Annotated in this window: 31 protein-coding genes; 11 read left to right on the top strand and 20 right to left on the bottom strand. The window is 36.8% G+C overall.

Features of this window, described 5'->3' with window-relative positions; translation table 11 throughout:
- Positions 1-88 precede the first annotated feature (88 nt).
- Positions 89-958 (top strand): metal-dependent hydrolase, encoded by an 870-nt coding sequence (locus M2R48_RS11920; protein WP_004724615.1) that lies wholly within the window; start codon positions 89-91, stop codon positions 956-958.
- Between the two features lie 170 nt (positions 959-1128).
- Here the strand turns inward: M2R48_RS11920 and M2R48_RS11915 are convergent, their stop codons facing one another.
- The 7 genes from M2R48_RS11915 to M2R48_RS11885 all read right to left on the bottom strand — a co-directional run bounded on the left by M2R48_RS11915 (position 1129) and on the right by M2R48_RS11885 (position 6513).
- Positions 1129-1875, bottom strand: a complete 747-nt coding sequence (locus tag M2R48_RS11915) for a hypothetical protein (protein ID WP_262086259.1) — start codon at positions 1873-1875, stop codon at positions 1129-1131.
- A gap of 159 nt (positions 1876-2034) precedes the next feature.
- Positions 2035-2394, bottom strand: a complete 360-nt coding sequence (locus M2R48_RS11910; RefSeq protein WP_262086258.1) for a cupin domain-containing protein — start codon at positions 2392-2394, stop codon at positions 2035-2037.
- Between the two features lie 76 nt (positions 2395-2470).
- Positions 2471-3019: a GTP cyclohydrolase I FolE gene (gene folE / locus M2R48_RS11905; protein WP_171064926.1), complete on the bottom strand. Its 549-nt coding sequence runs from the start codon at positions 3017-3019 to the stop codon at positions 2471-2473.
- A 126-nt stretch (positions 3020-3145) separates the two neighbouring features.
- A complete protein-coding gene (locus M2R48_RS11900; RefSeq protein WP_262086257.1) occupies positions 3146-3847 on the bottom strand; it encodes a Smr/MutS family protein in 702 nt (233 codons plus the stop codon).
- Positions 3848-4038: 191 nt separating this feature from the next.
- Positions 4039-4845: an indole-3-glycerol phosphate synthase TrpC gene (gene trpC / locus M2R48_RS11895; protein ID WP_262086256.1), complete on the bottom strand. Its 807-nt coding sequence runs from the start codon at positions 4843-4845 to the stop codon at positions 4039-4041.
- Positions 4846-4863: 18 nt separating this feature from the next.
- On the bottom strand, positions 4864-5910 hold the full coding sequence (trpD, locus tag M2R48_RS11890; RefSeq protein WP_262086255.1) for an anthranilate phosphoribosyltransferase: 1047 nt from the start codon (positions 5908-5910) through the stop codon (positions 4864-4866).
- Between the two features lie 18 nt (positions 5911-5928).
- Positions 5929-6513 carry an anthranilate synthase component II gene (locus M2R48_RS11885; RefSeq protein WP_004724599.1) on the bottom strand — a complete coding sequence of 195 codons (585 nt, stop codon included), beginning with the start codon at positions 6511-6513 and terminating at the stop codon, positions 5929-5931.
- A gap of 535 nt (positions 6514-7048) precedes the next feature.
- Between M2R48_RS11885 and M2R48_RS11880 the strand changes: the two genes are divergently transcribed.
- The gene (locus tag M2R48_RS11880) at positions 7049-7312 is read left to right on the top strand and encodes a hypothetical protein (RefSeq protein ID WP_262086254.1); all 264 of its coding nucleotides are present in this window, start codon (positions 7049-7051) and stop codon (positions 7310-7312) included.
- A 503-nt stretch (positions 7313-7815) separates the two neighbouring features.
- On the opposite strand, the gene M2R48_RS11875 is transcribed toward M2R48_RS11880, so the two are convergent.
- Positions 7816-8268, bottom strand: a complete 453-nt coding sequence (locus M2R48_RS11875) for a hypothetical protein (RefSeq protein WP_096734554.1) — start codon at positions 8266-8268, stop codon at positions 7816-7818.
- A gap of 633 nt (positions 8269-8901) precedes the next feature.
- Here M2R48_RS11875 and M2R48_RS11870 point away from each other — a divergent pair.
- From M2R48_RS11870 to glnA, 3 genes are all read left to right on the top strand, one after another.
- Entirely contained in the window at positions 8902-9843 is a 942-nt protein-coding gene (locus M2R48_RS11870) for a hypothetical protein (protein WP_262086253.1), read from the top strand.
- A 135-nt stretch (positions 9844-9978) separates the two neighbouring features.
- On the top strand, positions 9979-10512 hold the full coding sequence (locus M2R48_RS11865) for a GTP-binding protein (protein ID WP_096735536.1): 534 nt from the start codon (positions 9979-9981) through the stop codon (positions 10510-10512).
- 442 nt (positions 10513-10954) lie between these two features.
- The gene (gene glnA, locus M2R48_RS11860) at positions 10955-12370 is read left to right on the top strand and encodes a type I glutamate--ammonia ligase (protein WP_016539490.1); all 1416 of its coding nucleotides are present in this window, start codon (positions 10955-10957) and stop codon (positions 12368-12370) included.
- Positions 12371-12587: 217 nt separating this feature from the next.
- Here the strand turns inward: glnA and M2R48_RS11855 are convergent, their stop codons facing one another.
- From M2R48_RS11855 to M2R48_RS11835, 5 genes are all read right to left on the bottom strand, one after another.
- Positions 12588-12995, bottom strand: a complete 408-nt coding sequence (locus M2R48_RS11855) for a DUF3106 domain-containing protein (RefSeq protein WP_004724554.1) — start codon at positions 12993-12995, stop codon at positions 12588-12590.
- Complete coding sequence (locus M2R48_RS11850; protein WP_105714121.1) at positions 12985-13311, bottom strand: hypothetical protein; 327 nt, start codon at positions 13309-13311, stop codon at positions 12985-12987. The genes M2R48_RS11855 and M2R48_RS11850 overlap by 11 nt, the downstream gene beginning before the upstream one ends.
- Entirely contained in the window at positions 13304-13918 is a 615-nt protein-coding gene (locus M2R48_RS11845) for an RNA polymerase sigma factor (RefSeq protein WP_016539489.1), read from the bottom strand. The genes M2R48_RS11850 and M2R48_RS11845 overlap by 8 nt, the downstream gene beginning before the upstream one ends.
- Before the next feature lie 155 nt (positions 13919-14073).
- Positions 14074-14850, bottom strand: coding sequence for a TrmH family RNA methyltransferase (locus M2R48_RS11840; RefSeq protein WP_004724547.1), 777 nt, complete (start codon positions 14848-14850; stop codon positions 14074-14076).
- Positions 14851-14962: 112 nt separating this feature from the next.
- Positions 14963-15937, bottom strand: coding sequence for a class 1 fructose-bisphosphatase (locus tag M2R48_RS11835; protein WP_034611751.1), 975 nt, complete (start codon positions 15935-15937; stop codon positions 14963-14965).
- A 175-nt stretch (positions 15938-16112) separates the two neighbouring features.
- On the opposite strand from M2R48_RS11835, the gene M2R48_RS11830 reads away from it, so the two are divergent.
- The gene (locus M2R48_RS11830) at positions 16113-16298 is read left to right on the top strand and encodes an NF038105 family protein (RefSeq protein WP_004724542.1); all 186 of its coding nucleotides are present in this window, start codon (positions 16113-16115) and stop codon (positions 16296-16298) included.
- 78 nt (positions 16299-16376) lie between these two features.
- Entirely contained in the window at positions 16377-16982 is a 606-nt protein-coding gene (locus M2R48_RS11825) for an SMI1/KNR4 family protein (RefSeq protein WP_262086252.1), read from the top strand.
- 160 nt (positions 16983-17142) lie between these two features.
- Here the strand turns inward: M2R48_RS11825 and pal are convergent, their stop codons facing one another.
- The 7 genes from pal to ybgC all read right to left on the bottom strand — a co-directional run bounded on the left by pal (position 17143) and on the right by ybgC (position 23089).
- Positions 17143-17712: a peptidoglycan-associated lipoprotein Pal gene (pal, locus tag M2R48_RS11820; protein ID WP_004822680.1), complete on the bottom strand. Its 570-nt coding sequence runs from the start codon at positions 17710-17712 to the stop codon at positions 17143-17145.
- Between the two features lie 51 nt (positions 17713-17763).
- On the bottom strand, positions 17764-19047 hold the full coding sequence (gene tolB, locus M2R48_RS11815; RefSeq protein ID WP_262086251.1) for a Tol-Pal system beta propeller repeat protein TolB: 1284 nt from the start codon (positions 19045-19047) through the stop codon (positions 17764-17766).
- A gap of 217 nt (positions 19048-19264) precedes the next feature.
- Positions 19265-19912: an energy transducer TonB gene (locus tag M2R48_RS11810; RefSeq protein ID WP_262086250.1), complete on the bottom strand. Its 648-nt coding sequence runs from the start codon at positions 19910-19912 to the stop codon at positions 19265-19267.
- Positions 19913-20111: 199 nt separating this feature from the next.
- A complete protein-coding gene (gene tolA, locus M2R48_RS11805) occupies positions 20112-21506 on the bottom strand; it encodes a cell envelope integrity protein TolA (protein ID WP_262086249.1) in 1395 nt (464 codons plus the stop codon).
- Between the two features lie 3 nt (positions 21507-21509).
- Positions 21510-21959: a protein TolR gene (gene tolR, locus M2R48_RS11800; RefSeq protein ID WP_004724530.1), complete on the bottom strand. Its 450-nt coding sequence runs from the start codon at positions 21957-21959 to the stop codon at positions 21510-21512.
- Positions 21959-22657, bottom strand: a complete 699-nt coding sequence (gene tolQ / locus M2R48_RS11795) for a protein TolQ (protein ID WP_004724528.1) — start codon at positions 22655-22657, stop codon at positions 21959-21961. The genes tolR and tolQ overlap by 1 nt, the downstream gene beginning before the upstream one ends.
- A gap of 24 nt (positions 22658-22681) precedes the next feature.
- Positions 22682-23089, bottom strand: a complete 408-nt coding sequence (gene ybgC / locus M2R48_RS11790; protein WP_004724526.1) for a tol-pal system-associated acyl-CoA thioesterase — start codon at positions 23087-23089, stop codon at positions 22682-22684.
- A 793-nt stretch (positions 23090-23882) separates the two neighbouring features.
- Here ybgC and M2R48_RS11785 point away from each other — a divergent pair.
- The 4 genes from M2R48_RS11785 to M2R48_RS11770 all read left to right on the top strand — a co-directional run bounded on the left by M2R48_RS11785 (position 23883) and on the right by M2R48_RS11770 (position 26156).
- Complete coding sequence (locus M2R48_RS11785; RefSeq protein WP_262086248.1) at positions 23883-24194, top strand: hypothetical protein; 312 nt, start codon at positions 23883-23885, stop codon at positions 24192-24194.
- A 140-nt stretch (positions 24195-24334) separates the two neighbouring features.
- Entirely contained in the window at positions 24335-24709 is a 375-nt protein-coding gene (locus tag M2R48_RS11780; RefSeq protein WP_262086247.1) for a hypothetical protein, read from the top strand.
- Positions 24710-25643: 934 nt separating this feature from the next.
- Entirely contained in the window at positions 25644-25892 is a 249-nt protein-coding gene (locus tag M2R48_RS11775) for a YrhB family protein (protein ID WP_262086246.1), read from the top strand.
- Between the two features lie 105 nt (positions 25893-25997).
- Complete coding sequence (locus M2R48_RS11770; RefSeq protein ID WP_262086245.1) at positions 25998-26156, top strand: hypothetical protein; 159 nt, start codon at positions 25998-26000, stop codon at positions 26154-26156.
- Positions 26157-26232 lie beyond the last annotated feature (76 nt).

Raw genomic sequence — 26232 nt, 5'->3', positions numbered from 1 at the left:
CTATGGAATTATACCCAGTTAAGTAAAATTCTAATAAGCGCACCAGCTAAATTAAAAAAATGATAATCAGCCAGAGGCAGGATCAACCATGGGCATTTTAAAAAAATTTATTAAATCGAGTGTGTATCATGAGCCATTACCTATTCGCCGTGATGTCAGATTTAATTTACCCGCAGAGCGAATCGCAGATTGGCATACCGCCGCAGGTCCAATTTTTACCGCATTGCTAAATACGTTTTCTATTGTCTTGCCTATTGGCGAACGCTTCTTTATTGATGCGGTAAGGGCACATCGTGATTTAGTCCAAGACCCAGAATTACAAAAAGCGGTGACGGCTTTTATTGGTCAAGAAGCAATGCATGGACGTGAGCATGAAGAATATAACCAAGCCTTATTTGCACGCTCACCGATTGCACCAAAATTTGAAGCATTGGTTTTAGAGATTTTTGGTCTGCTTAAACAGCATTTACCTGCATATTTTTGGCTCAGTGGAACAATTGCATTAGAACATTTTACCGCTTTATTGGCAGATTCTGTATTACGGACACCTGAGTTATTTGAAGGGGCTGAAGAACATTATGCCAATATTTGGCGTTGGCATGCTTTTGAAGAAACAGAACATAAAGCTGTGGCTTTTGATGTATGGAATACTGCAATGGGGCATGGTCCTTATGCCTATGCTGTTCGTAGTTTTGGATTGGTGGTCGCAACGATTGTGTTCTGGGGCTTAGTGATTCCTGTATTTTTGACCATTGTTAAAGGAGAAGGGAAGTTAAGCGATTTATCCAGCTGGAAAAAGACCTATCATTATACCTTTGGCGGCATTGGTGTATTAAGAAAGCAATTGGGAAATTATATCGATTATTTCCGTCCAAACTTCCATCCGTGGGACCATGAGAACCGTCAATACATGCAACAAATGGAACAATTGATTTATCAATTGGCTGAAAAAAAATAATCAAATATCATATTTAAAGGATTGGCTGTGTGTTTGTGATATATCGTACAGCACATGATTTTGAACAGCTTATCGAGTAGATCATTATGGTGATTTACTCGACTCGCTTTAAATCTGTATGAATTAGAAAAAACTTGAGAAAAATGATTCAGTTCAATCATTGATACAAACTATTTAAATAATTTGCCTGCTTGAGAAAGGATCTTTTTGCCTTTTTGAGTGACTTCTAATGTGACATCTGGTGTTTCACTTGCACCTAAAACATTACGATAAACTACATATTGATATGTACCACTGTTAAAAATGTAGTGGTGATTGCCGCCTGAACCATCCATTTCAACACGACCTTGATTTAAAATCAGATCAGGTTTTGTCGCTTGCGACTGTTTTGTTCCCCAAGATGCATAACGGTATTTACCATTGGGCATGGCATCTATACGCACTTGAAATTTGGCGGTTTTAAACTGTAATTCAGGTGTTTTAAAATTTTTAAGTGATGAATGTAATTGATTTTTCTGTTGTGAAATCAATTGCGCTTTATATTTTTGTTCAGCATCACTACTGTAGTTGATGGCTTTAATTTTATGACCATCTAACCATATTGTGCCGCCATTGAGCATTACACCACGCCAACCCATGCTTTCCCATTGTGATAGTTTTGAGTTGGCGATCTCTTGAATAAGTTGAGTATCAAACACTTGGTTAAAGCGTTGTTTCATCTGGGTTGCATTGGCAATACTTGGGATGGGTTCTTCACGATGTAAGGGATAGGTAATGTTGTTTGAAATCGCGGTGATATTTTTATTTTTAAATAATTTAATGACACTTTGCACATCTTTTAATTCGTTGGCATTTAGATTGTCGGCAAAGGCGCTAGTGGCAGTTAACGCTGAAATAAAGATCAGTAAATTTTTCATTTAAAATATGGTATAAGGCTGAGATAATTTAAATCATATAGTTTTCAGTGGACAATAAGCGAATGTTTTACAAATATAAGCTATAGGAAAGCAAAAAATATAAAAAAGCTTATATTTGAATGCGCTGATCATCAAAAAATAATTACAAACTTTACTGACTCAAACTTCAACCACAACAAAATATTTTTTAACTGCTTCAATCACTTCAAATGTACCGATAAATGAAGGTGGGATAATTCCTGCTTCACCAGCTTTAATTTCTACAAATGATGATGTGTTTTTATCATGCAAACGTACAGAACCTTCAATCACCTGAAAAAATTCCTGTTTATTGTCTGCAAATTGAATATCCCATGCACCGACCTCGCATTGCCAAATACCACAATTCATATTGGGATGTTCATACAAACTTTGTGTGAGTCGTTTTGGATTTCCTTTAATCAATCGCTCTGCACGAGGATAATCGATAGTGGTTTCACTGCTCGTTAAACCATGACCTGCCAACCAAATTAAAGACATTGTAAAACCCTATCGTAAAATAAAGCCTCAATAAAATGAGGCTTTGATATTTATATTACTTGCTGAATGATTAGTCTTAATGTGCTTCAGGCACGGCAGATAAAAACTCACGACGTGCTTCTTTATCTGTTTTAAAATCACCGACAAATGACACGGTACGTGTGGTCGATTCTTGTTTGCTGACACCACGCATCATCATACACATGTGCGCTGAATCAATGACCACAGCAACACCACGTGCTTGAGTAACTTCAGCCACTGCATCTGCAATTTGCTTGGTCAACTGTTCTTGAATCTGTAAACGGCGAGCAAACATTTCTGTGATACGGGCAAATTTAGACAGTCCTAAAACATTGCCAGAAGGGAGATAGGCAATATGTACACGACCATGAAAAGGCAATAAATGATGCTCACATAACGAATAAAATTCGATATTCTTTACCAAGACCATTTCATCATTATCAGAAGGGAAGACCGCATTATTGGTCACTTCTTCCAGCGTTTTGCTATAGCCAGACGTCAAGTACGAAAAAGCTTTAGCCGCACGCATAGGCGTATCTTTCAGACCAGGACGGTCTAAGTCCTCGCCAACGGCAGTTAAAATATTCGCGTAGGATTGCTGCATAGACATAAAACGTGTTCACTTATACGGTTTGAACAAGGACGGCATTGTATCAGAAAAATGAATAATATTTTCTAATTACAAGATAAACCGACACTTAAGAGAGTTTTGATCATTTAAAACAAATGATCATGGATTTCCATTTGATTTTGGATTTCTTTCAGCACGTTTCAGTAAAACCAAAACTGCGCCTGTGCCACCTTGTTTTTCAGGAGCACTGACAAAAGCTAAAACATCACGATGTTGACGAAGCCAGCCATTCACATAAGTTTTGAGTATGGCTTCTGGGCCTTTGCCATGGACAATTTTAATGACATTTTGGTTTTCATCTTTTGCCATTTGAATGATTTGCAATACAGCAGAGCGTGCTTCTTCAACAGTACAACCATGTAAATCAACAGCTTCAAACCAGCGTAGATTACCAGCTTTTAAGTCTTCAAAAACTTTATGTTGTAGTGTTGCGATGCGATAGCTTAAAGCCGCCTGACTTGCAACAGGATTTAAAATCGCTTGAGTATCTGACAATTCTGCATCATTAATTTCAAATGCACCTTCAGCCGCCGCGCGTTTGGCAAGGGTTTTTGCATCTGGTTTTTTGCGCAAATCACTACGCTCGATTTTGGCAATATTGCCGTTATCGAGTTTGGTTACACCGCCAAGTGCGGTTTTAAACAAATCAGCATCATCTAACTCTTCAGGTGCTGTTACTTGTGCATTCTTACTTTCATGTTGCACTGCAACTTTTGAAGAATGAGGAGAAGTGATTTGCTTTTTGAATTGTTTTAATAAATCAAGCTGTGATTTAGAGAATGTGGAATCAGATTTACTCATAATTGCAAAAAACAGTAAATGGACGGTATTAGGCGCTCAGTATAGTCTGAATCTTGTCAAATTTGAACTGAATTGAATTCACACAGTTATATCTGCTTTGATCGTGACTTGAATGTTGGGAATTTCAAAATTTAAAGGGGGAGTGGGGAAAGATAAAAACGGGGTGAGCGAACTCACCCTTTGACTTTTAATTACACTGTTTCAGGCAGACCAAATAACGCATTAAATGCATGATCAGGGCGTGGTTGCTTCATAAAGCTTTCACCCACAAGGAACGAATGAATATCGTGTTCTTGCATCATGCGCACATCATCTGGTGTTGCAATACCACTTTCAGTGATCAGTAAACGTGATGGTGGAAGTAACTTCTTCAAACGCAATGAGGTATTTAAATCGACATCAAAGGTTTTTAAATTACGGTTATTCACACCCAGTAAACAACGCTCTGAAAGTTGCAATGCACGTTCCAGTTCAGCCTCATCATGAACTTCAACCAAAACATCAAGGTTCTGCTCAAATGCGGTCTTTGACATTTCTTCAAGTTGTTGATCTGACAAACAAGCCACAATCAATAAAATACAGTCGGCATGTAAAGCACGCGCTTCGATAACGCCGTAAGGATTAATCAAAAAATCTTTACGTAGCGCAGGTAATTCACAGTGACTACGTGCAATCTGAATATTTTCATCAGCACCTTGAAAGAAATCTAAATCTGTTAAAACAGATAAGCAGGCTGCACCGGCTTGCTGGTATTGTTGAGCAATTTCAGCAGGGTTAAAATTTTCACGAATGATCCCTTTTGATGGTGAGGCTTTCTTAATTTCAGCAATCACACCTGGGCGTTTACTGTATAAAGATTTTGCAAAACCACGCACAGGTGTTGCAGCTTGGGCAAGCGCTTCAACATCGTTTAAACTACGTTGTTTTAAACGTTGAGCAAATTCTTCGTATTTACGATCAACAATTTTACCCAACATTGTATTGGCAATATCCACCATGATAACGTCCTCTAATCCTTAAGCTTCATACTCTTTGAGTGTTTTGGTAAATTCAGACAAAATGCCCATTTTTTCTAAAGCTTGCCCACCATAGATAATATCATGTGCTAAAGCGACGCCTTGTTTATAACTCTTGGTCAAACCTGAAACATAGATACCAGCACCTGCATTCAATGCCAGCATACTGGCTGCTTTTTCACCTTTTGCTGATTTCTTCTTACCGAGCGCATCTTTGATTAATGCTAAGCTCTCAGCAGCACTATCAACAGAAAGACCAGTTAAGGTTTGAGATTCAATATCTACATCTTCTGGTTGAATCAGCCATTCTGTGATTTCACCATTTTTTAATTCAGCAACATAAGTCGAGGAAGCCAAACTGATTTCATCTAATCCATCTTTAGAATGAACCACCATGACATGTTCAGCCCCCAGTTGTTTTAAAACTTCGGCTAGAGGACGACACAATTCTGTCGAAAATACACCAATCACATAGCGACGCACCCCAGCCGGATTCGTAAGCGGGCCAAGGAGATTAAAAATACTACGGAAGCCCAATTCTTTACGTGGGCCAGCCGCATATTTCATCGCTTTGTGATGATTTGGGGCAAATAAGAAGCCAACCCCCATTTCACGGATGCATCGTTCTGTCTGGTGCATATTTAAATCAAGGTTAATCCCGGCCTGTTCTAAAAGATCAGACGAGCCTGATTTAGAAGAAACACCACGATTTCCATGTTTTGCAATAGTTGCACCTGCTGCCGCAATAACAAATGAAGAGGCAGTAGAGACGTTAAATAGGTTTTGTCCATCACCACCAGTGCCAACAATATCAATTAAATGCGGGATATCCCCCACATCAATTTTAATTGCAAACTCACGCATTACACGTGCGGCAGCGGTGATTTCGTCAATACTTTCACCTTTTAAACGAAGTCCCATCATAAATGCACCAATTTGGGCATCTGTGGCTTCACCACGCATGATGGTCCGCATCACTTCTTCCATTTGAGGTTGAGTGAGTTCGATATTTTTAGTGATGTTATTTAAAGCTTGTTGAATATTCATTATCTTGTACTACGCATATTAAGCATAAATTTCTAAAAAATTTTTAAAGATCTGATGACCATGTTGACTCAGAATGGATTCTGGATGGAACTGCACGCCTTCAATTGGCAATGTCTTATGTTTGACACCCATAATTTCTTCGATAGAACCATCTGCTTCATTGGTCCAGCAAGTGACTTCCAGACATTCAGGCACACTGGCTTGATCAATCACGAGTGAATGATAACGTGTTGCTGAAAATGGAGAAGGTAAGTTGCTGAAGATCCCTTGGTCACTATGATACATGTCAGATAAACGACCATGCATTACCGTTTTGGCACGTACAATTTCGCCGCCAAAAGCCTGACCAATCGCTTGGTGACCTAAGCACACACCGAGTGTTGGAATTTTTCCTGCAAAATGCTGAATTGCAGGGATAGAGATTCCTGCTTCAGAGGGTGAGCAAGGACCAGGACCAATCACTAAGTACTTTGGTTGCCATCGTTCGATATCCTCTAAGGTCACGGCATCATTGCGAACAACTTTAACGTCTTGGTTTAACTCGCCAAAATATTGGACAATGTTATACGTAAAGCTATCGTAATTATCGATCATTAGAAGCATGTTGATACTAACCTATAGAAATTTATCAATTTATTTTGTTTAGTGGTTTTGGATACCCGTTAGGTTACCCGTTTTGAAAAAAGTACCTAGTTACAGCACAAAATAAAAAAAGCCTGCTAGGTGCAGGCTATGATATCAGATTCTTGTTTAAATTCTTCCACTTTTTGCTTTAGATAGGACTCATACAAGAACACATCTTTTTCGGAAATTCGATTCGGTTGTTTGATATTTCGTTTCTTAATTTCAGAGTAAAACTTTTTCAGATCATATCAGTCCAGTCTTCAAGGTATTGATGCAGTTAGTTCAGTTAAGAATTATTGGCTTTTGCATTGCTTAGACAAGCTACAGCATATGGGTGTGCTTAATTGCTGCAGATTAACTCTAATATTAATAAGCAACGGCAGTTGACTTTAGGTGTTGAATCTTACAAATGGCAAACTGCGAAGGATGATTAAATTAAGCAAGTCTTGATTTAATATCAAAGTTTGCTTTATAAACAGATTTGCATATTTGGGTTAGGGAGGCTATTGATTGTATGAAATATATATTTTTCTTAGCAATAATAGTGTCACTATTCATAATTATCTATAAACCTAGTATTCCCTCAGAAAATAAAGAAAGTAAAGAATTTCATAGACTAGGGACAGTACTAACTGAATGTCAGGGCATAGACCCACCCAAAGAGCTGGATAAGAAAAAATATTACGATTATTGTAAATGCGTTAAGAATCCTGTTGATGCACGTAACAAGGAAGAAAAAGAGAAGAGTTGTATTGAAGATTTAAGAAGCCCGAATTAATCGGGATTTTTTGTTTTATTTTCTGATTTTTTATAATACTCGGGTCATAAGAATGATGAGCGTAGAGTAAAAAGTCTCCTCATTACAAGATTATAAAGCTAGTGAATATGAGGGTTCGTTCGATCCAAATTTTTCGTCAGGATTAAATCAAATTATATTAATTTGGGCTTGAACAATAATTTTACTCATTTTATTAAATCCAAACTTCCTTCGAGCGAGCTGTCAATAGGTGATATCAATGGAAATTAAGTAATACACCAGCTTTACCCAAAAGAAGCCTCTTAAAACAAAACCATTGCCTAGAGCACAGCAAAACTAGTTAGATGCTAAAGAAACGTTACATCAAGAGTTTAGCGAATTAACTGTTATTTTATATCCATCATTGCTAGATAAAAATGTTGAACAACTTTAACCTGACAGACACTTTAAAAAAGGGTAACTGTCAGATCGGGTTTAAGCTATTACAAGTTAGTACACTCTATTTTTATTCGAAGTCAACAACGTCATACCCCTATCACAGTTATTCCATCTACTTTATTTTCTAAAATATTTTTTAAAAAATTAACAATTTGATCCATCATTTCAATAGCATCATTTTTATATGATTCAAAGTTTTCAATAAAATTTAACTTACTTTCATTAAAAATGAATTGGATATCATCATTTTCATTTATTACTATTTTAGAATCCAAATACATTCTATAAGCTTCTAATCTCCCAATTATCACTTCAACTTTTTTTGAATCAAGATAAACATCTCTCCAATGTGCCCATTTATCTTCACCTTCAAAAAAAAACCTCTCGATTAAAGAAAAAGCAGTTTCGCCAATAACAATAGAATTTAAATAATTCCTATTATTTTCAATACTTGAGGGAATAATTTGCATACAAAGCCCTGCACACAAACCATCACTTTTTATAACCTTAAAGTTAATTTTTCTAATCTCATTAGTCATTATTCGTAATACCCTCTTTCCCAAATGGAACAATTCTATTTTCAGGTACGATATCTATATATTGATTTCCTTTATACCATCTTACCATCCCCCCTCTACAGTTCCTAAAACTAGGTTGTCATTCTCAGCTCATCTTAAATTTTTGTGCCACAGTGAAATACTCGAAAACTGCATCACTAATTTATTTTTAAAACATTTTATATTACTTATTTAATAAGCAGGGTAAACCGATACACGCTAAAAAAATCAATTGGGATGTATAGCAATATAAGATTAATTGATCAAATGAAAACAAATTTATTCATCTTATCGATATTAATATACAAATGTTATTAATATTTTTTAATAAAACATTTAGTTTTATTAAAGTTGATTGGCATTATTACTAAGCTAAAATATCACTTGCTTAGCTTGATTTTAAATTAAATTATTGAAATTTAATAACATATTTTATTTGTGTTATCTGGGTTAAATTTTACTTGAGATTTTTTTTAATAACTATTCTTGTATTTTATACGCTTAATAGTATATTAAATTTGTACAAAATTTTTACAGCAAATATAGTGTTTTGTATTTTATTTTTAAATAAAAATGATAAACTGTTCACATTCTATATGAGGCCATGGGGGCTAAATGAAAGAAGAAATAAAAATCGCTATATTCGGTTTGAGTTTAAATGTGCTCGATGCAATTAAGCAGAAAATACGATCTATGTATGATGACTCACTTCAAGTAAGTTGGGCGAATATTGCTGACCCTCATTTAGATATTCTTCTTGTGAATGATATGTTTTTTAGTTCACCTACAATTCAAAATTTGGTCGGTGTCAAAAAAGTCCCTTATTTACGTCTGGTCAATAAGAATGAAAAATCAGGGCAAATAGAAGGAGATAAATTATATTTACCTTTTTCACCCTCAGATGAAATTCGAAAATGGTTTAAAGATCGCTATCTACATGTACCTGTCAGTGATAAAACCGTCAATATTGTCAATCAGATTTCTAAAAAAGCCGATTTAACCAAGGTGGTTCCTGAACTTTTTAATGAACGAAATGGCAATGTTCAAGTATTCGACTCAAAAGGCAACATTGCATTAGTCAATATACGCACACAGCAAGTTTGGATAGACCCACTGCGAAAAGTACAAGGGACGGATGTTTCTTTAAATTTTACTTATGCAACTATGCAAATGGCACAGTCTGTGAGTACTTTTCAAGGTATAGAACTTAGATCTTGGGTGTGGAATTTATTGTGGTATTCAGATGATGTCAATATTCCAATCAGTTCTAACGATTGTTATAAACTACTAGATTGGCCGCAACCGAATCATCAAAATGAACGGCAAATGGTTTTTAAAATTGCCGCGTGTTTTGAATTGGGAGCAAGTGTTTCCCAAGTGGCTCAGAAAACAGGCTTTAGCAAAGAACAAGTCGCTAAATTTGTTTCAATTGGTGTGTTGACCAATTCACTAAAAAAAATAGCGGTTGAAGATGCAAAACTACTTACTGAGGAAAAACAATCTTCAGGCATTTTACGTGGGTTTTTTGGTAAGTTAAGGAAAAAATTAGGGCTTTAAGTGTCTAAAAACATACAAATCAAATAAGGCTTGTAAAAATTAACCCTTAAATCAAGTTTGTTTAAACTGACACGATAAGCAAATCTATATCCAGTTTATATGATGCAGTGATAAGTTTAAAAAATAGGTGATGATGTGATCTTACAAAAGTATAAAATTGTTTTTGGCGGTAAAATGGGTGCTGGTAAAACAGAAGCAATCAAATCATTATCTGAAATTTCAGTCTTATCTACAGAAGCACAAAATACAGATGAGCAAGCGCACAGTAAGGCATTGACCACTGTCGGGATTGACTATGGTGAAATCAAATTAGATGAAGGCGTTATTGTTGGATTATATGGTACGCCAGGGCAGGATCGCTTTGATTTTGTTTGGTCTGTGATATGTAAAGGCGCAATCGGTGCGGTGGTGTTGATTGATCATACGCAAAAAGATGCACTTGAGGATTTAAAATTTTATTTTCAAAGTTTTAAAGAACATCTCAACAATATTGTGGTTGGTGTGACCCACATAGATGAAAATCCGCAGCATCTATTAAAACCGTATAAAGATTGGATGCAATTAAATCAATTGACCATGCCAATTTTTGCGGTGGATGCCAGAAAAAAAGATGATGTATTGGTTATGGTTGAAGCGCTTATTGCAAGAGCCGAAGTCGAATTTGGCTAATTGTCGATATAGTAGATCGTAGATTATAAAATCACATTACTTTATTAAAGGCTGTATAGAACAATGTTAAAGGCGTATACATAATGAATACGCCTTATTTTAATGCTTTTGAAATAAAAAATTGCCATCATCTTAAAAAATAGTCGATAAAAAGTGTTGTTCGCGTAATATAAGCACCAAGATAAAACATTTTATTCAGTTTGCACAAAAATAGTGCGTTAAAATTGTGCGTAATAATTTTAAAATGAGAAGAGTGTTTGAATATGGTGCAATTCTATTTGCACTCAGTATAATAGATGGAATTTAATCGTTGCTAAGCTTATTTTCTGATAAGAAATTCAATATTTTAGCAATTATTTTAAAAGTTGGTATGCTACTTGCTATATAAATACCAACTACTAACACGCACTTCACAAGTGCAACAAAAATTCATTGGAGCAAAATGAGCATGGCGAACAAGGTCCTTCAACTCATACAAGAAAGTGGCGCAAAATGGGTCGATTTTCGCTTTACTGATACTAAGGGTAAAGAGCAGCACGTAAGCTACCCATCAGACACTATCGATGAAGATACTTTTGAAGATGGTAAAATGTTTGATGGTTCTTCAATTGCTGGTTGGAAAGGCATTGAAGCATCTGACATGATTTTACGTCCAGATCCTGAAACAGCTTTCCTTGACCCGTTCTTTGCTGAAGCAACCATCGTCGTTACTTGTGATGTTATTGAACCATCTACTGGTCAAGGTTATGACCGTGATCCACGTTCGATTGCTCGTCGTGCGGAAGAATACCTAAAATCAACAGGTATTGGTGATACTGCATTCTTTGGTCCAGAACCAGAATTCTTTGTTTTTGACGAAGTTAAATGGGACATCGATATGTCTGGCGCTCGCCATACATTAATCGCTGAAGAAGCTGCTTGGTCTACAGGTAAAGACTACGAAGCAGGTAACTCTGGTCACCGTCCTCGTGTTAAAGGTGGTTATTTCCCAGTTCCTCCAGTAGATTCTTCACAAGATATGCGTGCTGAAATGTGTGCTCGTATTGAAGACATCATGGGCCCTGGTCGTGTAGAGGTGCACCATCATGAAGTTGCATCATGCCAATTAGAAATTGGTGTAAGCTTCAATACGATGGTTCGTAAAGCTGACGAAGTTCAACAATTCAAATATGCTGTTTGGAACGTTGCGCATCAATATGCGAAAACTGCGACGTTTATGCCTAAGCCTATGGTTGGTGATAACGGTTCAGGTATGCACGTTCATATGTCTATCTCTAAAGATGGCAAGAACTTGTTTGCTGGTGATGAATACGCTGGTCTTTCAGAAATGGCGCTTTATTTCATCGGTGGTATCATCAAGCATGCACGTGCATTGAATGCGATCACAAACCCTTCTACTAACTCGTATAAGCGTTTGGTTCCTCATTTCGAAGCGCCAATTATGCTTGCTTATTCTGCACGTAACCGTTCTGCTTCGATTCGTATCCCATACGTTTCTAGCCCTAAAGGCAAACGTATTGAAGCGCGTTTCCCAGATCCAATGATGAACCCGTACTTAGGTTTTGCGGCATTATTGATGGCTGGTCTTGATGGTATTCAAAACAAGATCCATCCAGGTGAAGCAGCTGATAAAAACTTATATGATCTTCCTCCTGAAGAAGAAGCTAAAATCCCAACAGTTGCGCATAGCCTAGATATGGCGCTTGAAGCACTTGAAGCGGATCATGAGTTCCTTCTTAAAGGTGGTGTATTCACAAAAGAAATGTTGGATGCATACATCGAGCTTAAAACTGAAGATGTACGTCGTTTAAATACAACGACTCACCCAGTTGAATTTGATATGTATTATAGCTTGTAATTCGTTTTCGAATTTAAGTGATGAAAAACCTGCCTTGTGCAGGTTTTTTTATGCATGAAAATTAGAAATTCAGCATTTTAATTTTAAAATTATGAGAGGGGAGAATTGTCAGTAATGCTGTGTTTGGATTTTGACGATATTGAGTTTGAAGATGCTGAGTTTAATGATAAAAAGCCAGTTAAATAACTGGCAATGAATGAAATTTAAAAAATAATGTTTAGTGTGAACCCGTGATATTCTGTTGATATTTCACCATATATTGTTCACGAATTTCATTACGCTCATCAGATGTTGACGCTTTTTGCATTTTTTTACGCATTTCGTTGCGTTCAGCGGTGCTCATTTGCTGCCAGACTTCACGCATTTTTTGCTTTTCTTGTTCAGGAAGCTGAGTAAACCAATCCATGCGTTGTTGCAGTGCTGCACTTTGATCAGTCGGAATTTCTTTTAAATTTTGATAGCGCTTAATCAGTGCCTTTTGCTCATCCTCAGAAAGAGCATCCCATGTTTCATTGACTTGACTGTTCGCATCTTTAGAAAAAATCCAAAAACGTTCAAATCCAGCAAAACTTGTTTGTAGAAAACCAATAGCACAGAATGCCAAAGCTAATTTTCTAGCTGCCATGAGAATTTTTATCCTCACCAAATACCGATAACATGTCTAAATCTTCCATCATTTGAGGTGAAAGTTTAGGGCTAATCACCACTTGTTGTGGGGTTTGTGATTCTGGTGATATATCAAAAGCATTAGGAATCACAACAAAACCAGTAATTGCCGCTGCAAGCGCAAAACCAGTCATTTTCCAGTGACCAAAACGTGAGGTTTGTTTATCTTGGATATGGTCAAGCACATTGTTCATCACCACTGCTTTATTGCGGTGATGACGTGCAGCTTCATCCAGTTTTGCCGTCACTTGTTTGGTGAAATCATCATTATTCATGTGATGAACCTCCATACGGATTTAAATGTGAGAGCGAAGTTCTTAGTCCTTGAATAGCTCTGTGATAATGAGTTTTTACACTACCTTCTGTACAGTTCATAATAGATGCAGTGGTTTGAGTATCAAATCCTTCCCAAGCACGTAACATAAATGCTTGTTGCTGGCGTACAGGGAGGCGGCTAATGGCTTCTTGAATTTCCTCAACGGTGACATCTTGATCTAGAAATTGAAGTGGATTAGGTGTGGATTCATCCACAATTTCCATAGCTTCTTCATCATCAGAATCTAAATCAATTTTTCGAAATAACGAAAATGGAGAAGCGCGTCGTGCTTCTTTGCGTCGCCAATCTTGTAATTTGTTATTTAAAATTGTATAGAACAGTGGATACCATTCTTCGGTAGATTTCTCAGCATAAGATTTATGTAAGGAAATAAATGCTTCCTGTACCAAATCCATCGCAATCCCATTGTGACCTTGGGTTGCATTTTCCATCATCACTAGGGCACGACCCGTCACGTCCTGCATGAAAAAACGCAGGCGCTGCTCGCTCGTACTCGTTTGAGCACTTGCTGTTTCAGACTGTGACTTCTTTGGTGCTAAGTCCATAGAGATGGAAAATCCCGTCATGGGTACCCACCATTATTTTAAATTCATATCTCTATAACGTTAAAAAAATGGTTTGGGTTGACATGTAAATCAATTATTTTTTTCAGTTTAAATGATTTTTTCCAATAACGGGCAATATTTAAAATAAATTAACCTTATAGTCGTTGTCTAACCATTTCAAAGAAACAAATCGAGCCTGCAACTGCAACATTGAGTGATTCTTGACCACCGGGTTGCGGAATAGATACCGCTTCTGCGCGTTTAAGGGCGAAATCTGAAACACCTTGACCTTCGTTACCTAAAATCCAAACACATTGTTTGCGCAGGTTTTTAGTATAAAGACTTTCTGCCTGATGCGAACTGGTCACATACACAGGAATTTTAAATTGCTTGAGCAGGTCTTCAAGGATCACGTTTTCATATGTGTGTAATGAAAAATGCGCCCCCATACCGGCACGTAATACTCGTGGTGACCATAATGATGCAGAACCTTTGGTACAGACAATTTGTTCAATACCCGCAGCGGCCGCTGATCTGAGTAATGTACCTACATTGCCTGGATCTTGGACATTTTCAAGAATTAGCGTGTCTTCAGTAAAATTCAGTGCCTGAGTTGAACTTGGTAAATCCACAATGGCTAGACATGCAAGGCTGGTTCCAAGGGTACTTAAATCTTTGTATAAAGATTCACCGACCACAAACACGATACCTTGATATTGGTCAAGGATACTGCCTAAATCTTCATGATCTAAGGCATGTTCAGTGGTAAAAATTGAATTAATCTTTCGACCTTTTTCTAACCATGCAAGCGTAAGGTGCGTTCCCTCAAGTACAGTTTGTCCTTGTTTTTTACGGTAAGTGTTTTGTTCAATTAAACCTCTGAGGTGTTTAATTTTGGGATTGTCTTTTGATTCAAGGAAAATTGTAGGCATGGGAGAGTACGTCCAAAAAATTAAGTAGGGTCTGTGATCATTCTATAAAGAAATTGCAACAGACCCTAGCTGGCGTTACTCCCTAAATAGAGAGTAAGAAAAGAGAGAAGAATTAGTTGTGGTAGCTGGTAACAAGCTCAACTTCATTCTTAGAACCAATGATAACAGGAACACGTTGATGTAACTCAGTCGGTTGAATCTCTAAAATACGTGTACGACCTGTAGTCGATGCGCCGCCAGCTTGTTCCATTAACATACTCATTGGGTTGGCTTCATACATTAAACGTAAACGACCTGCTTTTTTAGGATCTTTAGTATCGTATGGATATAAGAAAATACCGCTACGGCATAAAATACGATGAATATCACCTACCATACACGCCACCCAACGCATATTGAAATCTTTTTCACGTATAGATGTTTTACCTGCTTGTAGTTCTTCGATATAACGTTTTACAGGTGCTTCCCAATGACGTTGATTTGATGAGTTAATCGCAAACTCTTTGGTATCCGCAGCAACTTGAATATTTTCAGAAGTGAGTAAGAATTGCTTTTCTTCAGGGTCGTAAGTGAAGAACACAACGCCCGCACCAACGGTCAAAGCCATCATTGTCGATGGGCCATAAAGCACATAACCTGCTGAAACTTGTTGAATCCCTGCTTGCATGAAGTCTTCAGCTTGCGTTACAGCATTTTGCGCAGGAAGGATAGAAAAAATTGTTCCTACACACATGTTAATGTCAATATTGCTTGAACCATCTAATGGATCAAATAAAACCAAATATTTGCCATTGTCTTGAGCTGGGGTAAATTCATCTAATTCTTCAGATGCGAGTCCGCCTACATTTGGATTGGCTTTTAAAGCATCAATCAAATAATCATTTGAAATCACATCAAGTTTTTTTTGCTCTTCACCTTGTACATTTTCATGTTGTGCACTCCCCAAGACACCCGCTAAAGCACCTTTTTGTAAAGCCTGATCGATGGTTTTGCAGGTATTGGCAATTGTTTCAATCACATTGGCAAGTTCAGGTGTTAAGTTCCCTTGTTGTTGTTCTAAATATTGGGATAGGGTGCGATATGACATATCAGAGGTGCTCCAAAAGCGATAAATTTTTACAAACCAAATAATGGAGGCTATTTTAGATGAGTTCAGCACAAAATAGAAATTATCCTGTGTTATTTGTCGTGAAATTACCCTTGAAAGTATTTTAGAAAGTGTTATGTTGAATATACGTACAATAGCGTAAAGGAGCACTGACATGACAACGACAAAGTTTGAAGCGACTCCGACTCCAAATGAAAGCATTGATTTAAAAGATATTAGTGCTGAAAAAGTGAAAGAAGCATGGAAGAATTACGAAGCTAAGCCTGAATTCAAGGAATTCAATAAGCATGACATGATTGAATCTATGCAAAGCCCCAAGCCAGATGAGTCAAAGGCTTAATCAATAAAAAGCGTTCATTGCGATATGAGCGCTTTTTCTATTCATTTATTTTATATTAACTCCGAACAATAAATCTTCATGATAGAGATTGATCACAAAACAGACATTATCATTCCGTTTAATAAAATTGGTGAACTGGAGTGGGATGTTAAGACTCGCCTAATTTTAGAATCTCTTGCTGATTTAAATGATGATGAGATTGCACCTGCAATTGATGATGAGCAAATTTTAAAACTTGAACAGCGTTTAAATTGTCGCTTACCTGAATCTTTAAAGATCTTCTATCAACACTTTGGGATTGCTGATATTGGTGAACAATTACAGCAATTTGATGATATTGGCTACTTAAAAGATATTTGGGCAAATGCACCGCAATATGCGCCTGAATTTAGTCAGACTGATTTAGCAGTTTTACCTCATCTGATTACATTTAGTGATTATCTTGGTAATGGCAATATGTTTTGCTTTCATGACATCAGCAAAGAAATCTATTACTTTGATCATGACGACACGCCTTATTTAAGTAAAATATTGGACTGTGTGGATGACTATATTAAAGGTTGTCTGATTTTAATACAGTCTGAGTTTTTTGCTGAAGCGCATCCAGATGAGGTGGATGAATGGGTAGAGGAACGGTTTATTGCGTTATTTAATGAGCAAATACTCAAGAAATGGCGTTATTAATATAAATTACCTTGAACATGCTAAGCGGTTTCTTATTTTATTGTACTAAATCAAAACTTTATCTTGAAATGGGAAAGCGCTGATAAGAATAAGCTCTGGTAAAAATGCCCAATTCAATTGGGCATTTTTTATGGTCTATTTTAATAATGCAACTTTGGCATTATTTTAAAAGAGGAGGAACGGCTTCGTAGTTGATTTCAACACGGCGGTTTTCTTTCCAAGCCGCTTCATCATGACCAGCATTGATCGGCATTTCTTTACCGTAGCTAACTGCTTCTAATTGGTTTGCTTTAACACCATTGGTGATCAGGTAGCTTTCAACGGCTTTAGCACGACGCTCACCTAAAGCCATGTTGTACTCACGTGTACCACGTTCATCTGTATGACCTGTTAATGCCACTTTAGAGTTGGCATTGGCAATCAAGAACTGTGCATGTGCTTGTAGTGTTTGGTAGTCATCATTGGAAAGATCACTACTGTCATAATCAAAATGTACCACACGTTTTGCTAAAAATGCTTTATTGGCTTCAGTCACGCCTTTAGATGAAGCACCATTTAAATTTTGTGCATTTAAAGCAGCATCTTCACTTAAACCACTGGTATTTACTGTCGTCGCACTATTTGGATTGGTTCCTGACTCGACAGTGGCAGCAGGTTTACGGCTTGCACAACCTGTCATCACCAAGCTTGCTGCTAATAAGGGTAAAGCTAGATATTGAATTGACTTCATGTTGATCTCCGGTATTTCAATTTTAAATAAGTGATTTACATCTTGATTAAATTATTTAGGGGCCCAAGCAGGTTCACGTACTTCACCTTGTTCGCTTGGTAAGTTCATGCGGAAGCGACCATCTGTAGACATGATTGCCAATAAGCCACGATTACCCTCACGTGTTGCATAAACCACCATTTGCCCATTTGGAGAAAAGCTTGGTGATTCATCTAAACTTGTTGGTGTCAAAATATTGGTGATACCCGTAGAAATTTCCTGAATGGCAACTTTGTAGTTACTACCAGAAGGGCGGTGTACCAATGCCACATATTTACCATCGGCACTTAATGTACCACGTGCATTAAATGCACCACGGAAAGTTAAACGTTTGGTCGAGCCATCATCAAAACTATAACGGTAAATTTGTGCTGATCCACCACGGTCAGATGTGAAAATAAATGATTTTCCATCTGGAGCATAACGTGCTTCTGTGTCAATTGCGCTATCGTTGGTCATGCGCTTCACTTGGCGTGAATCTAAATCCATTTGATAAACTTCAGGATTTCCATGCATCGATGCAGTAAACAGCATTGATTTACCATCAGGAGAGAAACTTGGTGCACCATTTAAACCGCGAAATGCAGCGAGTTTTTCTCGTGCACCTGTGGCTAAGTCTTGGATATAAATAGCAGGGCGCTTGGTTTCAAATGAAACATATGCAATTTTTTTCGCATCTGGCGTCCAAGCAGGTGAGAGAATAGGGTCTCTTGAACTTAATACCGTTTTAGGTTGTTCACCATCGGTATCTGCAATTTGTAAGGTATAACGAGTCTCTGGTGTTGCAGGGTTACGTAACACATAAGCAATACGTCCTGTGAAGTCGCCTTGAATCCCTGTAAGCGCTTGATAAATTGCGTCACTGATCATATGTGCCGCAGAACGTACACGTGATGCTGGGATTGAGAGCAATTCATTTAATAGGAATTTCTGCTTTTCAACATCATAGAGTTGGTAATGTACTGCCAATGAACCATCTGCATTGGTTTTAGAGTCACCTAAAACCACATAAGGAACCCCAGCTGCTTTCCATGCTTCTGCATTTATATTGTTTATGTTTGCAGTTGCAGGAAGATTTTTTGATGAACTGGTAAAGCGCCCAGAGCGATTTAAATCTTGTTCAACAATAGGGTAGATAGATTGATCATTACTAAATGGAATGATGGCAATTTTAGGTGCAGATTCAGGTGCTTTGGCAATTTCTAAATGCAATTGTGCATATGATGTGGTGATCAATGCAGGGCTCAATGCAGCAATTATCGCTAATCCTAATAGACGTTTAGGTATGATTTTCATTGGACTTCATGTACTCAAATATCAATTTTTAACTATGCTTAGCTTTGTAGCACAAAGACATTATTTTAATCTATATAAAGCATGTAATTATGAATAAAAGATTATAATTCGCTTATTTGTTGATAAAAATTAAATCTAATTGTATTACATAGGTGAATTACAGTTTCTACTTTTGCAAAAATCGTAAAAATGATGAGTCTTGCTTAATGATTGGGCATTACTCTGTGGTGAAATGAATACGAATTTCTTGTAGCTGGTTATTGAACGCGGGTTGTTTTGACATTTCAAATGGTGCTGCTTTATAAATCGCTGTTTTTATCGATAATGCAAACTCATCACTAAACTGCCCATCCATTAAAATATCTTTAACATTTCCTTTGTTATCTAAATAAACCCGTACATTGGCCCTTTCTATTAAATGAGTTGCTGGTCTTTTCCAATATTTTGTAATGCGGTTGGCTCTATTCTTATAAATTTGGCCGATGATTTGTGATTGTTCGAATTGCTCAGCTTGTATAGGTGCATTTCTTTGTATAAGTGGAGCAGATGGTGAAATTTCATGTAGCAATTGATTTGAAGCTGTTTGTTGGGTATTGGCCTCGATTGATATGTTTACATTAATATTTTTCGCAAGAGATAGCGGTGTGAGAAAAAAGAGAGAAGTCGTTATAAATACTATTTTAAACTGCATTTTATTTTCCAAATTAACAATTATTGAGTCGATTGCACCATTTTTTGTGAGTTTAATACGTGTATTGGCTTCTTGGCCAGATGAAACTACTGGCATATGCCAAGCTCTGAGAATTTTAAGTGCAAAATTTTTTTCGCACTTAATGCTATTTTTTAGTTTCAGTTTTTTGCCCATAGGTAAGATTTCTTTATTTTCTAAGGGCCGAAGTAGTTGCAGTCAATTCTGAATGATTGATAGATAAAAAATTAGGTTCAGTATTTTGAGAATTTAGATTTGCTAAAGTACTTTGATAAAAATGAATAATAAAATTTTCAAAAAATCAGTTAGTCATATATTGAAGCATATGCGTACCCTGCCGAAGCAGGGAGCTATCTTATTTCGCGGTAAATGTAGAGGTTACAGATTTAGCAAGATTTCTGGCTGTTGGGTCAGATGGCATAGGATATGGAGCTGCATTTTTAATTGCTGCTTTAATACTTGCATCCAATTGTTCATCTCCACTAGGATTTGTAAGGACAATAGAAAGAACTTGACCTGAATCAGATAAAGTAAACCTTACACTTACTTTTTTTCCAGTTGTTCCAGATGGAACGTTCCATGCTGATTTAACTTTGTTTGTAAAATCACGTGTTGCATTTGAGGCAATTGTTCTCGCTTCTGCCTTTTTATTTGCAGCAGCTTCTTTTGCTTTTTCAGCAGCAGAGGCTTTTTCTTCATCTAATTCACGTGCTAAATCAGCTTTACGTTTTGCGTCCGCATCCGCTTTGGCTTTTGCAGCAGCATCTGCCTTGGCTTTTGCATTTGCATCCGCTTTAGCTTTTGCAGCAGCATCTGCCTTGGCTTTTGCATTAGCATCCGCTTTGGCTTTTTCAGCAGCATCTGACTTGGCTTTTGCATTAGCATCTGCTTTAGCCTTTGCAGCAGCGTCCGCTTTGGCTTTTGCATTAGCATCCGCTTTAGCCTTTGCAGCAGCATCTGCTTTAGCCTTTGCAGCAGCGTCCGCTTTAACTTTTGCATTAGCATCCGCTCTGGCTTTTTCAGCAGCTTCTGCCTTGGCTTTTGCGGCAGCATCGGCTTTGGCCTGTTGGGCCTTATCTGCGGCTTCTTTCCTGACTTTTTCCGCAGCTTCTGCTTTGCTTTTTGCTTCGGCATTGAGTCTTGCGAGTCTAGCTTTTTCCGTAGCATCTGCTTTGGCTTTTTGAAGCGCCTCTTGCTTGGCCTTTGCTGCTGCATCTGCTTTAGATCTTGCTTCAGCTTCAGCCTTAGCTTTCTCAGCAGCATTTTTAGCCTGCTTTACTTTTTCAGCGGCCTCTTGTTTGGCTTTTTCAGCAGCATCTGCTTTAGCTTGAGAAAGTTTTAAGGCTTTTTCTTGTGCTGCTTTAGCCGCTGCCATAGCCAATTGCTGTTCTAATGCGGCTGCCTTGGCCTGTTCGGCAGCTTTTTGTGCATCTATCGCCTTGGTATCTGGTGTGTTATTTGCTTCAGTTGGAATTTCTGGTGCAGTTTGATCGGGTTCCGCTGTTTGCTGAGTATTTTCTGCAACCTTGCTATCTGCCGTTTCAGTGGCATCAGTTTCTACTAAAGGCTTGGGTTCAGGCGGTGGTAAATCTTCAGGCTTAATTAAAACGGTTTTAATTTGCTTGGGTGGCTCAGGTGGTTGACTTAAACCGAGAAAAAGTAAGCCAGTAATCGCCACCACATGAATACCTAGGGTAAATCCAAGTGCAATCGCTTTTTCTTTAGATTGTGGCTTTTGAATATTTTTCATAACTTACTTTACAGACTCTGTCAGTAAACCTACTTGGCTTAAACCAGCATCTTGTAGTGTAGACATGAGTTTCATGACCTCACCATAAGGGCGTGATTCACTACCATTGATCAAGACACTCAATTGCTTGTTATTTGCTTGAGCCTGTTGCTGATTTTCTGTAAGTACTGTTTTTAACTCATCTAAAGTTAAAACCTCATTTTTATGGTTTTTGTCTTCAAGTTTAATCGTACCATCTGCTTCTAAAGTCACGATGGCTGGTCGGTCTTCAGATTGAATTGGATTATTATTTGCTTGAGGTAAATCAACTTTAACACCCGTGGTAATCATGGGTGCTGTCACCATAAAAATAACCAATAAAACCAACATGACGTCGATATATGGAACGACATTCATATCACTTTTTAAAGGCTTTTTGACGCGCTCAAAACGTCCAGAACGTTGGATTGTCATTATTCATCTTCCTGTGTAGTTCCCACAGACTGACGTTGTAATAGCGCCACCATTTCTTCTGCAAATAATGCACGATCTGAATAAATCTCTTCGCCTTTTGCTGTGTAATGGTTAAATGCTAGTACCGCTGGTATTGCAGCAAATAAACCAATCGCAGTTGCAATCAATGCTTCAGCAATACCTGGTGCAACAGTGGCTAAGGTAACTTGTTCAACCTGAGCTAAGCCAATGAATGCACTCATAATGCCCCAAACAGTACCAAATAAACCAATATAAGGTGCGACAGAACCGATACTGGCGAGAGAGCTTAAGCCTTGCTCTAAACGGCCTTGATCACGACTGAGTCCTACACGCAAGATACGTTCAGTACCTTCAATCATCGATGCAGTTTCTGCATGGCGTTTTTTAAGTTTTAAAAACTCACTTAAACCTTGATAGAAAATATCTTCTAAACCGCTTCGCTTAGAATTAAGCTGAGCATTGTTATATAAGGTATTGAGTTCAGCACCAGACCAGAAGATTTTTTGGAAATGCTCATCGCCTTGATGTGCTTTCTTATAGCCCATATGCAACTTGGCAATCAAATACCAACTAAAAACGGATGCGAGTACTAAGATTAGCATCACCAATTGAACCACAGGGCTCGCTTGTAAAATTAAATCAGAGATGTGTAAAGAAGATTCTAGTTGTGTTGCCATAGTTACATGTGCCAAAAGTATTTTTTATTCGTGAGCTAATTCTCGAAGAATTAAATCACGGATTTCGTCAGGAATTCTACGAGGTTTCATATCTGTACTTAAACATGCTAATTCCACCTCGCCAGAAGCAAGCATGATTTCACCACGATATATATTCTGTTGCAACACAAATGACGAAGCTTTACATGAAACTACACTTGCTGTAACAGTAATAAGATCGTCCATGAGTATAGGGCGAGAATATTTCAATGCAATTTTATGCACGACAAAATTGTAATCTTTTTGATGCCAATAGTGGTCAATACCGGATGCACGTAGCCATTCTGTCCGTGCGCGTTCCATAAAGCGGATATGATTGGCATGGTATACGATACCGCCTGCATCTGTATCTTCGATATATACACGGATTTGGAATTCGAATTTATTACTCATGTTGCTATGCATTCCTGTGTTGTTTATTGCATATCTATCAATTGCTTGCCAGTATTTACTTGCGCTGATTCAATTTCAAATCATTCAGTTGAAAAAACAAGAGCTTTATCTTGCTGATCTGATTGCTTGATTGAATTTTACAATATTTATAAGGAAACCTATCAACTACGCCAAAAGCATCTATAAGATGTTTTGAGAGAAACTGAAATCTACATGAACAGCGGACTGGTTGCTTGAACAGTACGTGTATATAAGCTTTAGAGGCTATGTTGTAGAAAAGTAAATTGATTTGCCCCACTTATAAATTTGCACAAGAGTTTAACCCTGACTTTGGCGCGAATTTTAGCACAAGGCATGCTTTCTCAAATGGCACAAGATTACAATCCGAATGAGGAGAGAAGGGACGAAGGAGATTAGGTTAGGGGATTCTGTAAATGAAGTGGTATCACTGAGTGTAGTATTACCCTCACTGTCATACTCAAAAGTAAAAGTTTAATTACTAAATATCACGCAATGGTAAAGCAGCTGATTCAGAAAGATTGATTGAAGCATGGACCTCTGAGTGAGGGCTTATTTAAATTAACAAATTATCATGAAGTTTAAGAAAAATAGCACTCCAAGAATAAGTAAAACCCCAACCGTAATCAGTGTATATTTTAGATATTTATTCATATATTCCCTTTTTATGTAGTTTTGATAAAATTGTAATGTAGAAAAGTTTCATAAAATGTTAGTTTGTGTAACTAGTTTTAGCCAATTTTTATTTAATATTTCAAATTCTAAGAGCAAAAATATGAAATTTAAAATTCTATTACTTTTATTGTTAAGTTCTTCTGTTTTCGCAAATGAAGCTGATGAATGCAAAATTGTTGAAGAGACAGCCGACATGATCATTCAAATGCGCCAAGGAGGGATTGATTTAAAGAAAGTATTTGATGATACAAAGGATGGGTTAATGGAACATCAAGTTCAATTATTAGAGGACATGATTGCTGATGCGCTATCTAAGCCCGTGTATGTAACAATGCTAGGACAGCAGAAGGTCATAAATGAGTTTGTCACTGGCTGGAAAAAATCGTGCTTAAAATCAAATAACGGTAAATAACTCATCCCAACTAAAATAATTTTGAGTAAATTTACCAAAGTTCATTTCATCATTTTCATGTTGTTTTTGAGCATGTTTATACTAATAGGTTGAAAACAATTATTAATATTCCTTAGAAACTTACAAAGAGAGAAATATACATGTTTAGAAGAATAGTAATTTTCCTAGCTTCCTTATTATTTTTATTGAATTCAGCATTGGTTAATGCTGTAACAATTAATGGATGGAATCTATTAAATCCAACTGCTGTTGGAGGATCCTTCTTATATGACGCAACAAAAGGGTCAGCTACCTCATTAGTCCTAATATCACCTAATGCTTCGCAAGTTGCCAAAGTCTTACGTGGTGGAATAGCTGGATATGCGCTTACATTTGCTGTTGAGCAGTTATTAGGGGCGGTGGATTGGGTGTTGGATCCTGCGAATAATTCTGTTAAGTATTATCCAAAACCTGAAACATGTACATCTTCAAATTGCTCTAACATCAACTGTATAAAGATTAGAACAAGAAATTAGGTTACGTAATCCTAACTATGATAATTCTCGGATAGTTCTAACAGGGCAATTAACATTCACAATGCAAGAGGTGTATCGCGAGTACAGCGAATGCTTAATGACCTTACTAAACAAAATAACAACTCAATCGAAAGGTTGTAAGGAGGGGTGAGACAAGAGCGTTTTACAATGAATTGGCAATCTACAAGTCTTAGTAGAACAGTTAGACAATTTGCAGGTAGTAACCCTCGAGTTTATAATAGTACAAATAGAGAAAAATATTTTGAAAATCCAACAACTGCTATGAGAGTTATTTATGAGATCTTTCAGGGAATTATTTTAGAATAGAGAACACTAATATTAATTCGACAAGGCGGTTTGTGAGATTGAACAGAGAAAGTCTCAGCAATAAAACATTACAAAATGGTAAGCAGATAGGGTGTATAGGCCCTGAATATCAAATGGTATCACATTTTAATGCTTTACCTTAAGAGAATTAAATAATGCTTTATTTTATAGTACCACATAATCAAGATGCTGTTGAAAAAGACAATTACGGTGTTTTTGATCAAGAAATAATGACTATTGTTCCTTTAGAGGAAAAAAATTAGCAATATTGTGGAGAATAGGTTACTTCAATGAATTAAATAAAAAATTTGATTTTTTGGTGGGTGAATCTGAAGAGGAGATTATCTCTGGACAAAAATGTTTAGAGGATATTTTTCAATTTACAATAGCATATATTGAAAAATATCCTGATGTTGAGTATTTGCATTTGATAAAATTTTTATTAGAAGAAGCGATTATGTATAGAACTCAATTGAATCTATATCTTTAATTTAGTTAATCAAGAAAAAATAATTAGATTTTATGATGCTCAGAAAAATAATTCTATTACGGGTTATTCAGTAAATATGACTGGGTTTATTTATTATCAGTTAATGAGGGAAAATATATGATTGATTTTGAGTCAGCAAAACTTTTAGTAGATAATAAGTTGAATGAAATATCACAAGATAATGGTACGGAATGTATGATTTATAGCATTAAAGGAGATATTGAGACAGGGTGGATATTTGCCTATAATACAGTTGAGTTTTTGAAAAATAAAAACTTAACGTATGCTCTTGCTGGAAATTTACCTTTATTCGTTTCTAAAGAAGGATTGTTAAGCTATATTCCATCGAGTGATGGAAGGAATTAAGTGAAGAATTATACTTATTAAGAATATCTCATATATGAAATTTTTAACTTAAACTAGTTTAGCAATATAGTTATTTGTAAATTTACAAAATGTGTTTGCAGAAGAATGTCCAAAAACGATGAAAATGGAACTGCTGAAATTATTGATGGTGTAATAATACTAGATTTTAAATTGACAAAGGAGTCTGCAGAAAAGGGAAATATACGTGCACAAAAAGATTTAGCCTTAGCTTATGCAACTGGCAGATATTGTTGCTACATTTAATATAAGTTTTAGAATTTGGAATTCGAATTTATCACTCATGTTGCTATGCATTCCTGTGTTGTTTATTGCATATCTA

This window comes from Acinetobacter sp. I-MWF (assembly GCF_025433935.1).
GTDB lineage: Bacteria > Pseudomonadota > Gammaproteobacteria > Pseudomonadales > Moraxellaceae > Acinetobacter > Acinetobacter guillouiae.
This window is presented reverse-complemented; position numbering and strand designations above follow the sequence as displayed.

Bases quoted from the DNA above. Each gene is read 5' to 3' on its own strand.
- M2R48_RS11920 (WP_004724615.1), top strand. From the start codon at position 89: ATGGGCATTTTAAAAAAATTTATTAAATCGAGTGTGTATCATGAGCCA.
- M2R48_RS11915 (WP_262086259.1), bottom strand. From the start codon at position 1,875: ATGAAAAATTTACTGATCTTTATTTCAGCGTTAACTGCCACTAGCGCC.
- M2R48_RS11910 (WP_262086258.1), bottom strand. From the start codon at position 2,394: ATGTCTTTAATTTGGTTGGCAGGTCATGGTTTAACGAGCAGTGAAACC.
- folE (WP_171064926.1), bottom strand. From the start codon at position 3,019: ATGCAGCAATCCTACGCGAATATTTTAACTGCCGTTGGCGAGGACTTA.
- M2R48_RS11900 (WP_262086257.1), bottom strand. From the start codon at position 3,847: ATGAGTAAATCTGATTCCACATTCTCTAAATCACAGCTTGATTTATTA.
- trpC (WP_262086256.1), bottom strand. From the start codon at position 4,845: ATGGTGGATATTGCCAATACAATGTTGGGTAAAATTGTTGATCGTAAA.
- trpD (WP_262086255.1), bottom strand. From the start codon at position 5,910: ATGAATATTCAACAAGCTTTAAATAACATCACTAAAAATATCGAACTC.
- M2R48_RS11885 (WP_004724599.1), bottom strand. From the start codon at position 6,513: ATGCTTCTAATGATCGATAATTACGATAGCTTTACGTATAACATTGTC.
- M2R48_RS11880 (WP_262086254.1), top strand. From the start codon at position 7,049: ATGAAATATATATTTTTCTTAGCAATAATAGTGTCACTATTCATAATT.
- M2R48_RS11875 (WP_096734554.1), bottom strand. From the start codon at position 8,268: ATGACTAATGAGATTAGAAAAATTAACTTTAAGGTTATAAAAAGTGAT.
- M2R48_RS11870 (WP_262086253.1), top strand. From the start codon at position 8,902: ATGAAAGAAGAAATAAAAATCGCTATATTCGGTTTGAGTTTAAATGTG.
- glnA (WP_016539490.1), top strand. From the start codon at position 10,955: ATGAGCATGGCGAACAAGGTCCTTCAACTCATACAAGAAAGTGGCGCA.
- M2R48_RS11855 (WP_004724554.1), bottom strand. From the start codon at position 12,995: ATGGCAGCTAGAAAATTAGCTTTGGCATTCTGTGCTATTGGTTTTCTA.
- M2R48_RS11850 (WP_105714121.1), bottom strand. From the start codon at position 13,311: ATGAATAATGATGATTTCACCAAACAAGTGACGGCAAAACTGGATGAA.
- M2R48_RS11845 (WP_016539489.1), bottom strand. From the start codon at position 13,918: ATGGACTTAGCACCAAAGAAGTCACAGTCTGAAACAGCAAGTGCTCAA.
- M2R48_RS11840 (WP_004724547.1), bottom strand. From the start codon at position 14,850: ATGCCTACAATTTTCCTTGAATCAAAAGACAATCCCAAAATTAAACAC.
- M2R48_RS11835 (WP_034611751.1), bottom strand. From the start codon at position 15,937: ATGTCATATCGCACCCTATCCCAATATTTAGAACAACAACAAGGGAAC.
- M2R48_RS11830 (WP_004724542.1), top strand. From the start codon at position 16,113: ATGACAACGACAAAGTTTGAAGCGACTCCGACTCCAAATGAAAGCATT.
- M2R48_RS11825 (WP_262086252.1), top strand. From the start codon at position 16,377: ATGATAGAGATTGATCACAAAACAGACATTATCATTCCGTTTAATAAA.
- pal (WP_004822680.1), bottom strand. From the start codon at position 17,712: ATGAAGTCAATTCAATATCTAGCTTTACCCTTATTAGCAGCAAGCTTG.
- tolB (WP_262086251.1), bottom strand. From the start codon at position 19,047: ATGAAAATCATACCTAAACGTCTATTAGGATTAGCGATAATTGCTGCA.
- M2R48_RS11810 (WP_262086250.1), bottom strand. From the start codon at position 19,912: ATGGGCAAAAAACTGAAACTAAAAAATAGCATTAAGTGCGAAAAAAAT.
- tolA (WP_262086249.1), bottom strand. From the start codon at position 21,506: ATGAAAAATATTCAAAAGCCACAATCTAAAGAAAAAGCGATTGCACTT.
- tolR (WP_004724530.1), bottom strand. From the start codon at position 21,959: ATGACAATCCAACGTTCTGGACGTTTTGAGCGCGTCAAAAAGCCTTTA.
- tolQ (WP_004724528.1), bottom strand. From the start codon at position 22,657: ATGGCAACACAACTAGAATCTTCTTTACACATCTCTGATTTAATTTTA.
- ybgC (WP_004724526.1), bottom strand. From the start codon at position 23,089: ATGAGTAATAAATTCGAATTCCAAATCCGTGTATATATCGAAGATACA.
- M2R48_RS11785 (WP_262086248.1), top strand. From the start codon at position 23,883: ATGAAATTTAAAATTCTATTACTTTTATTGTTAAGTTCTTCTGTTTTC.
- M2R48_RS11780 (WP_262086247.1), top strand. From the start codon at position 24,335: ATGTTTAGAAGAATAGTAATTTTCCTAGCTTCCTTATTATTTTTATTG.
- M2R48_RS11775 (WP_262086246.1), top strand. From the start codon at position 25,644: ATGATTGATTTTGAGTCAGCAAAACTTTTAGTAGATAATAAGTTGAAT.
- M2R48_RS11770 (WP_262086245.1), top strand. From the start codon at position 25,998: ATGTCCAAAAACGATGAAAATGGAACTGCTGAAATTATTGATGGTGTA.